The 8,681-nt window shown below is 44.8% G+C and carries 8 protein-coding genes and 3 pseudogenes; 8 read left to right on the top strand and 3 right to left on the bottom strand.

Annotated features, from left to right (window positions below):
• From TZ48_RS12595 to TZ48_RS12560, 8 genes and pseudogenes are all read left to right on the top strand, one after another.
• Nucleotides 1-138: pseudogene (locus tag TZ48_RS12595) on the top strand (IS5/IS1182 family transposase); the annotation flags it as partial.
• Between the two features lie 140 nt (nt 139-278).
• Complete coding sequence (locus TZ48_RS12590; protein ID WP_112479408.1) at nt 279-506, top strand: hypothetical protein; 228 nt, start codon at nt 279-281, stop codon at nt 504-506.
• Between the two features lie 18 nt (nt 507-524).
• Entirely contained in the window at nt 525-1,007 is a 483-nt protein-coding gene (locus TZ48_RS12585) for a hypothetical protein (protein WP_112479407.1), read from the top strand.
• A gap of 98 nt (nt 1,008-1,105) precedes the next feature.
• Nucleotides 1,106-1,994: pseudogene (locus TZ48_RS12580) on the top strand (IS5 family transposase).
• A 255-nt stretch (nt 1,995-2,249) separates the two neighbouring features.
• Nucleotides 2,250-3,041, top strand: coding sequence for a hypothetical protein (locus TZ48_RS12575; protein WP_112479406.1), 792 nt, complete (start codon nt 2,250-2,252; stop codon nt 3,039-3,041).
• Nucleotides 3,034-3,786: a hypothetical protein gene (locus TZ48_RS12570; RefSeq protein ID WP_112479405.1), complete on the top strand. Its 753-nt coding sequence runs from the start codon at nt 3,034-3,036 to the stop codon at nt 3,784-3,786. The genes TZ48_RS12575 and TZ48_RS12570 overlap by 8 nt, the downstream gene beginning before the upstream one ends.
• Nucleotides 3,787-4,069: 283 nt before the next feature.
• Nucleotides 4,070-4,789, top strand: coding sequence for a hypothetical protein (locus TZ48_RS12565; protein ID WP_112479404.1), 720 nt, complete (start codon nt 4,070-4,072; stop codon nt 4,787-4,789).
• Nucleotides 4,786-5,580: a hypothetical protein gene (locus TZ48_RS12560; RefSeq protein ID WP_112479403.1), complete on the top strand. Its 795-nt coding sequence runs from the start codon at nt 4,786-4,788 to the stop codon at nt 5,578-5,580. The genes TZ48_RS12565 and TZ48_RS12560 overlap by 4 nt, the downstream gene beginning before the upstream one ends.
• Here TZ48_RS12560 and TZ48_RS12555 read toward each other — a convergent pair.
• The 3 genes and pseudogenes from TZ48_RS12555 to TZ48_RS12545 form a co-directional block, all read right to left on the bottom strand.
• Nucleotides 5,567-6,523: a LacI family DNA-binding transcriptional regulator gene (locus tag TZ48_RS12555; protein WP_112479402.1), complete on the bottom strand. Its 957-nt coding sequence runs from the start codon at nt 6,521-6,523 to the stop codon at nt 5,567-5,569. The two genes, TZ48_RS12560 and TZ48_RS12555, sit on opposite strands and share 14 nt — an antisense overlap.
• Before the next feature lie 287 nt (nt 6,524-6,810).
• On the bottom strand, nt 6,811-7,119 hold the full coding sequence (chbA, locus tag TZ48_RS12550) for a PTS N,N'-diacetylchitobiose transporter subunit IIA (protein WP_031496580.1): 309 nt from the start codon (nt 7,117-7,119) through the stop codon (nt 6,811-6,813).
• Nucleotides 7,120-7,279: 160 nt separating this feature from the next.
• Nucleotides 7,280-8,607, bottom strand: a pseudogene (locus TZ48_RS12545) (PTS sugar transporter subunit IIC).
• Nucleotides 8,608-8,681: the final 74 nt, after the last annotated feature.

Genomic DNA, 8,681 nt, shown 5'->3' with positions numbered 1-8,681 from the left:
TATCGGGTGAAACAGTTGTTAGGTGGGAAATTAAGCCTCCGAAATTACAACGCTCAGGTTGGCGAGACTTACGCAATGATTAAAGCGCTGAACAAGCTTACAGGACTTGGTATGCCTGAAACTCAGTATATTGTCTAAAAGTTGCTCTACTTTGGGCGGCTTCGTTTCTCGTCTGAATTCCGCAACAAAGCCGTATGACTGTCAAAGGCTTTATATTAGGCGGGTCTATGATAGCCTAAGGGGCAGGTCAAACTAAGGCGTTAGTTAATGGAAATAACATGACCACAATCCAACAATACCTAGGAGATGTTTTGTCTCATCCTGATGCTAGAGCGGCATTTCCATTTATCGAAAACCCACATAATGCGGCAGGTACAATTATTGACATTTCAACTTTTTCAGCTGGTGGAGCAGGAGTATCAACTTTGAACTTGTACAATGTTACGGGGAATACTTTGGATGCTATTAATGCCATTAATGATGCTAATACGCTCAAAAATTATTAATTTCGGAATTTTCACTCTATGAATATCAAGCTAACGTGTTTTTTATTTAGCACTGTATTGTTTTTAGTATTAGGGACTAAGCAACTTTGGTTTACGGAACCATATGACTATATTGCTGAAATTAAAGACAAAGCCAAATTGGTTTCATTTAAGGTTGATAAGGTTCAATGTGCGTCAAAGAATCGCACAAGCGACAAGCTTGAACTTATCGCAAAGGAGAGTGGCGTTTCACTGTTTGCTCATATTGGAGGAGCTTTTAATTGTGAATTTGCTTTGAAAAAAATCAAAGAAGGTGACTTGGTTAAGTCCTACGTAAATGTAAATGGTGGAGAAATGATGTCTCTGAACATTGAGGGAGAGCAGATTTTTAGTTTGGAGCAATATTTAGAAGAAAAAAAATCAAACTTTGGAAATTATAGTGCAATTTATTTTGTGATTGCCTTTATGTTTATCATGCTTTTTATTAATGAAAAGCGGGAGCAACATGATCGCATTCGATAATAAATAGGCTCCCTAAAGTCTGCTTTGTTGCGTAAATCATGGAACTAAATCCAAAGCTTACGATCTGAACGGCTATATTCATTGAAGTCTGTAGTCTCATGTCGAAACCTCGTTCCAAAAAAAGCAACTGGAAGCAATACAATCACGCTCTAATAAACCGAGGCTCTCTGACGTTTTGGATTGACGATGAAGCGATAAGAGAGTGGAAACAAGGCAAGCGCGGTAGACCTCGTGTGTTCAGTGAGTTAGCCATCACAACCGCTTTAATGGTAAAGCGTATTTTTTCAATGCCGCTTCGCGCTGCGCAGGGCTTTATTGATTCCGTGTTTCAACTTGCTCACCTTCCACTGCGCTGCCCACATTACAGCTGTATCAGTCTTCGAGCCAAAGACGTTGATGTAAGTTTTAAGACGTATCGATGCGACAGATCTCAAGGTTTGTAGTGAAGGCGAGTGGAAAGTCAAAAAACATGGCACGGATGGTAAACGGAGAGTGTGGCGGAAGTTACATCTCGCAGTAGATACGAGTACGCACGAAATTATTGCCGAAGAGTTGAGTTTATCAACGGTGACTGATGCAGAAGTACTGCCTAATTTGCTTAGGCAAACACGTCGAAAAATCCTTGAGATATCAGGCGATGGTGCTTATGACACAAGGGATTGCCTCGCAGCAATCCATATTAGACGAGCCGTGGCTTTGTTTCTTCCAAGAGAGGGGGCAGCATTCTGGGAACGAGGACATCCAAGATATTTAGCAGTTGGTTGTCAAAAGCTATATGGTTCGAACAAGCATTGGAAAAAGCGCTATGGCTACCACAAGCGCTCGCTAGCTGAAACGGCGATGCATCGAGTTAAACAGTTGCTTGGTGGACGACTAAGTCTAAGAAATTACAACGCACAAGTTGGTGAAGCTTACGCGATGATCAAAGCGTTGAACAAGCTTACAGGCTTGGTATGCCTAAAACTTGCCGCATTGGCTGACAATTAATCTAAATGGGACTGTTCGGCTTCGAAAATGAATTGCGCAACAAAGCCAAATAATTGGCAAGGACGGCTTCTGTATCGTCGATAGCGATCAATTCAACAAAGCTATCTTTCGATTTTGGAAACATAATTCAGCAACGTGCTACTGAATTCTCACTCACTGAGATAGCCCTTTTAAAAGGTTGAGTCAGATTAAAGACATCGCTTTGAATTGGCGATTATTATTTGCCGCTTCTATGGTTGTGAGTAGTTTTATTGCATGTTCCCCAAGCGCACTTGGCAAAATCTGATCTTCATCTTTCTCTATACGCTGCTTATTGGTTGTGTTTATCAAGTACTCACGTTTCGTCAGGAGCTGAGCAGCAGCGCTGAGCAAATTCTTAGTAAAGTTGAGTTTCAACTATCAAAGATAGAAACAGAGTTGAGAGCCGTTTATCAACCGACGGATTGCAGCACTGAAGCGCAAAAGGTGCTGGCTCATCATGTGTTTCGAAGCTTAGGCTTACGTGGACTCGCGGTTGGAACAGTGCAAAGCGGCGATGAGGAATCTTTTATCGCTTGTAGTAATTTTGGTCAGCACAAAGCGGCGGTTACGTCGGAGTTTTGGGATGCGAGATACAGCCGAGATGTGGCGTTTGCCAAAATTAAGCAGATTGAGTATCGACGCGATCCCTCCTATGCCTTAGCGATTATCAAAGACAATACCATTGTCCTTGGAGCCATTAACCCACGCATTATTCTTGGCTGGTGGATTGAACCATTCTTCCCCCAGACTAAGGCCGTCCTGTCTTTTAATGATGGCGAAGCGTTGTTGTCGCGCGGTATTGATATAGACGATGGTATTGAAATGTCGACTTATTCCGAACGTTACCCAATTATGGTTCGTGTGACGCAACCGATTACTGTTCTTTGGGATAAGCTTTTGACCTTTATTGAGCGGCTTACACTAGGCGGAGTATTGGCATTTGGTAGCTTGTTGCTGCTTGACGTTTATCGTCGTAGCACACGCAGAGAAAACCCTGAGCAAGACTTTGAGGTGAGTCATGATTAAATGGTTGGTGGTGATGTTGCTATCGGCATTGGTGAGCTTAGTCGGCGCCTATTTCAGAATGACACATGAATTGGAGACGAGCGCGGTCGGTGCAACAGCAAGGGTAGATAGGGAGATAAAGAACATTCTTAATGTTATCGACATGCTGCCGAGCGATCCCAATTGTGGTGATGAAGTGAAGCGTGAATACGCCAATATTGCACATGAAAACGAGCGTATTCGTGCGGTGGGTTATATCTATGACACGGGCGAACAATGGCATGTGTGTAGCATGTTCGGGCGCCAACTTTCTAAGCTTAACTACTGGCGCGGTAGCAAAAAAGAAGGTGTGTTTATTGGACACTCATTGTTGACGGTACACTTCCCAGAAACGTCGTTTGTGGTCTCCAAAGACAAAGGGAAGCAGAAAGCTTTCGCATACATCAACCCTAGAAGAGTGCTTGGTTACTGGATTGAGCCAAGCCTGACGTATGCAAATTACAGCCTGACGTATGCAAATTACAGCCTGACTTTGGACTCGGACTGCGTGCCTTTTTACACGCGATCACCAGTGAGAATGCAAAGCATGTTGTTGCAAACGGCGCACTCTGAGCATCATCCTTATTCCATTCAAGCGACAGCTTCGTTTGTCGATGTGTTGAAACGCGCTGGGATCTATTGGTTGCGCCTGATGTGTATTGTTGGACTGGGTTGGATCAGTTATCGGTTGCTTAAAGGTTCTCTTCTTCAAGTGGTTGAAAAATAGCGAGCGCCATCTCGTATAAATACTTAGATTAAATGAGAACATTCCGTGATGGTTGCTTTACGTAATATTTGTACGGTGTATGTGTGGTTTTTATTTCATTTTAATTTTGAATGACGTCTCGCAATATATATAAACAATGTTTAGAAATTTGAGGTGGGATAAGGTTCGTAAAAATTTGATGCTGTATAACAGTGAGGAAATTCAGCGCAAATTTATTCAATGCAGTTAAAACAGTCCTTCACTAATATTTTCTATATTTTTCTCTACACGCTGCTGATTGGCTGTGTGTATCAGTTCTTTACGTTTTCGCGAACAGGCACATCAAGAAGCACAGCAAGTGCTCAGTGGTGTCGAGCGTCAGCTTACCCAAATTCAATCAGAGCTGCATGTATTGTCTAACTATCTGTTTCCTCTAACAGAGTGCGATAAATCGATGCAGACAGAGCTTGGTCATACGGTTTTTCGCAGCGTTTCAATGCGCGGCCTTTTTGTTGGTACCAAGCAACCCGATCATTATCAGTTTTGCAGCAATCTGGGCGCTACGAATCAGCCGCTGGATAATTCGTTTTGGAGTGAAGCTCGAAAAGGGGATATTGGCTTTGCTAAGTTGCGCTCGCCAACGCATGACGGCAATACTTCTTACGCGCTAGCACTTTACCGAGGTGAAAACGTCGCGATTGCAACGATTAACCCCACGGCGATATTGGGATGGTGGGTACAAGAAGCGCCTCAGGAAACTCATCAGATCCTTCACTTCACAAACGACGAAACGCCACTTTTGCAAAAAAATAGCGCTTCATTTGGGGATTACAAAGCCACTAAAGAGTCGCTATTGTTTCCAATTTCGATTTCAGTCTATAAAGATACTGCGCTATACAGACAAGGTATTGTCACCTTTATCGTAAGGTTGTTGCTGGTGTTCGGAATGGTAGCGGGCGCCATTGCAATGATTGGCTTTCGTAAAAAGCAGGTGCAGCCTGAGAAGGTGCAGGAGCAAAAATGAGAGTTGTCATCTATTCACTGTTGCTAACGGTACTGCTCAGTGTTTTGAGTTATATCTTTGCAACCGCCACCATTAAACAAGACATCGCCAACGAGCTTGAGGCCAGTTTGACAAGCATCGATAGTAGGATTGAATCGACGCTGAATTTGGTTGTGTCTCTACCCAAGCATGAAGGGTGCGAATCAGAACATCGCCGATTCTACAATCGAAAGGCGTATATCGAAGAGGAAGTCCGAGCGCTAGGGTATATAAGAAACCACACAACGGGCTGGTATGCGTGCAGCTTGTTTGGAGAAGTGTCATCAAACAAAAGCTATTGGGCTGGCAATACCAGTGAACAAGGTGTGTTTATTGGTTGGTCTCTGCTGACGACATACTTTCCGGAGCCATCGTTTGTTGTTGCTCAGCAGGTAGGAGATACCGAGTATTTTGCCTATGTAAATCCGCGCAGAATGTTGGGACACTGGTTAGAGAGCCCGCTTCGCGACTACTTTTATCAGGTGTATCTATTGGGAGAGTCACTGCCGCGTTATTCAAGTGAACACGTCAATATCGATAACAGTTTTTGGTCTACTTTTGTTCTTAGCCATCGCGTTGTATCGCCACAATACCCTTATGAGTTAAAGGTATTGGTATCACGCAGTGCAGTATTGCTGAGAACGGCGACCTATACGCTGAGAATGCTACTGGCCTTTGGCGTTATTTGGTGGATTTTTATCGTGGTTAGACGGGCACTTAGACCCGTTGTTCTGCACCGTACTAGCTATGAGCACTATACTAACGACGATTGATAACCGATTCACGAGTGACGAGTCTGCCAGTAATAAGAGGCTTGTTCGACATCGGTTTGTCTTCCAGAATTGCGTCCAACTTCTCCATGGCCATATCGACGATCTGCTGTGAAGGGTAGCTGATGCAGGTGAGGGGAGGATTGAGCTGGCTTGCCAATTGTGAATCTTCCAGCGACACGATCGAGACTTCTTGAGGTGTCGCTAAATTGAAATCTCTAAACAGGTTCATTGCTACAGCAGCTTGGCTGTCACGCATCACTACCAAGGCCGTAAACGGGTGGTAGCTGTTTAGTAGTGACATAATTGCTTGCTCATTGTTGCCATTCGCTGTGACGATAAGCTGTCTATTGACTGGCATTGCCGAGTTTTGTAGCGATGTTTTATAGCCTTCGAGCACTTGTGTCGACGCGTAACTTTCATCGTTCACGACGATGGCTATGCTTACGTGACCTTTACTCGATAAGAAGCGGCACGCACTCTCTGCTGCGAACTTGTAATCGTATCCGATAGCATGCTCAGCGCTCGCTAAACTATCGATGGCAATGACGTTGTCGTTAGATAAGGATTGAATCGTGCCACCGAGTGAGATGATGGCGTCACAGTGTCTTTGATTGAGTTCTTCTACCATGCGAACTTGCTCGTCTGCTGTTTCTGCAAATTGAACCAGCATGTGTTTGCCTTTCGCTTTCAGTGATTTTGCAAGTAGAGGTAGGTAAGTAGACACTTGTCCAGCGTCGCTAGAGGAAAGGATAACGCCAATATAATCTGAGCGTTGATTTGCCAGTGTTTGCGCAGCGGCATTTGGGCGGTAGTTCAGTTCTTCGGCGGCGCGCAATACAGCCTCACGACTCTCTGGCTTAACACCACGGCTGCCACTCATCACGCGAGAAACGGTCGCTTTCGATACGTTTGCTAGCAGAGAGACATCGGTGATAGTAGCCATGACAACAACCTTAATAGATTCATAGAGTTTCTAGAATTGGGAAACGGTTTCCCAAGATTTCCGTTATTGTACTCTTTCAGAGGTACTGATCCAAGTCTGATGAGAGGATATAAGGTGAGGAAAAAGAGCAGCCCAGAGTAAGGAGCACGACGAGGCTTCAAAAGCTGGGCTCCTAAAAACAGGCTGCTTACGACCAAAGATGTTGAAAACGCTCCTATAAGACGTTTTCATGCCTGACTCGCCCCGTTAATGGTCGAAAAAACTGAAAAAAGTAAAGTGAGATCGAATTACTTAGCGGTACGCTTGTGCAGTTCAATCATTTCCGCGACTAACTCTTTTGCTAGCATGGACGTCATTAGGTGATCTTGTGCGTGAACCATCACTAGCGTCATCTTCATTTTACCCGTGCCTTCGTCGGCTTCGATAAGTTGGGTCTGAACGAGGTGAGCTTGGTTTGCAAACTCTTGTGCTTCTTTCATCAAGCCTTCAGCCTCTTCAAACTCGCCGTTTTTAGCATGACGAAGGGCTTCATAGCAAAGGCTGCGCGACTGACCCGCATTGATGATGATGCCCATCACTTGTTCTTCTAGATCCATCGTTTCCATTTTGCTTCTCTCTTATATCTTAAATCTTAAATTCTTAACTGGTGCCTACCGAAAGGTAGACAGTGTCGCCCCACGCTCAACCCCAATTAAGACTAGGGGGCGACTTTTTATTGTTGGTTTCAACAGGGTCTGATAGCTCAGAGCTAGATGATTAGGCTGTTACTGGCTGACCTGCCGCTTCCTGTTGCTTTGTCTCATCCGCTGCTTCTTGTTCAAGAAGTTGTTTCTCATAAGCTTTTAGGAATGGTAGGTACATCATTGCTGACATAGCCATACAGATGAAGCACATGATGACAGGACTGAATGCCCAGTTAGCTGCCCACGATGCACCGATAGGTCCTGGTGTTGTCCAAGGTGTTAGAGAAACCACACGCTCTACTAGACCCCAGTCAAGAGCAAACCAACCTAGAGTCGCGTTCACCATTGGTACCAAGATGAATGGCAGGAAGAACACTGGGTTCATGATGATTGGCGCACCGAACAGAATTGGCTCGTTGATGTTAAATAGGCCTGGTACGGTACCCATCTTACCAATGGTACGTAGGTGAACGGCTTTACTACGAAGTAGTAGGAACGCAAGTGGAAGTGTTGAACCTACGCCACCAATAAGTAGGTAGTGATCCCAGAAACCTTGAACGAAGATGTGCGGGATTGCTTCGCCTGCTGCCATTGCAGCTTGGTTGACTGATAGGTTCGCCATCCAGAATGGGTTCATGATACCTGTTACGATTAGTGCGCCGTGGATACCTGCAAACCAAAGGATTTGACATACCAGTACCGCTAGTAGGACTGCTGGTAGCGTATCAGAGGCAGAAACGAGCGGCTGAACAAGTGCCATGATGGCTTCTGGGATGATCATGCCAGTTTGCGCTTCGATGAGCAGGTTCAGAGGGTGAAGCGTGATGATGATTGCCAATACAGGGATCAGTATTTCGAATGAACGCGCCACACCGGTTGGTACTTCAGGTGGAAGCTTGATAGTGATGTTGTTGCGCTTCAGGAATGCATAAACTTCAGTCGAGTACAATGCAGTAATGATCGCCGTGAAGATACCTTGACCAGAGAAGTATTGCATTGACAGCATGCCGTCTTGAACTGGCGCTGCAACAAGCAAGAAGCTCATTAGTGATAGCAAACCTGTCGTAACAGGATCAAGGTCGTGATGGCGAGCAAGCTAGATGCGATCCCCACCGATATGAATATGGTCATGATCCCCATACTCAAGTTGAATGGCAGCATGAGCTGCTCACGATATGTCTCAGAAAAATCTAGCCATGCGCGTGCGAATCCCCACGTTGTTTCCGAAGAAAACGGAGGGAAGATAAACACCAGCATGAAAGAACCAACAATCATAAAAGGTAGTGCAGCAATAAAGCCGTCACGTATAGAAGTGATGTATTTTTGTTGACCAATCTTACCAGCAATAGGGGTGACCTTTTGCTCGATAACATTGACCATTTTGTCGTACATAGCGCCCATGTCGTTACTCTCGTTAGGATAAAAATTAAGAAAAGCTCGGCGTCAAAAATTGACTAGGGGGGACGCCGAGCAAA

Origin of the sequence: Vibrio variabilis (genome assembly GCF_003263785.1) — a bacterium.
Taxonomy (GTDB): domain Bacteria; phylum Pseudomonadota; class Gammaproteobacteria; order Enterobacterales; family Vibrionaceae; genus Vibrio; species Vibrio variabilis.
Note: the sequence above shows the minus strand (reverse complement) of the source record. Positions and strands in the feature narration are given on the sequence as shown.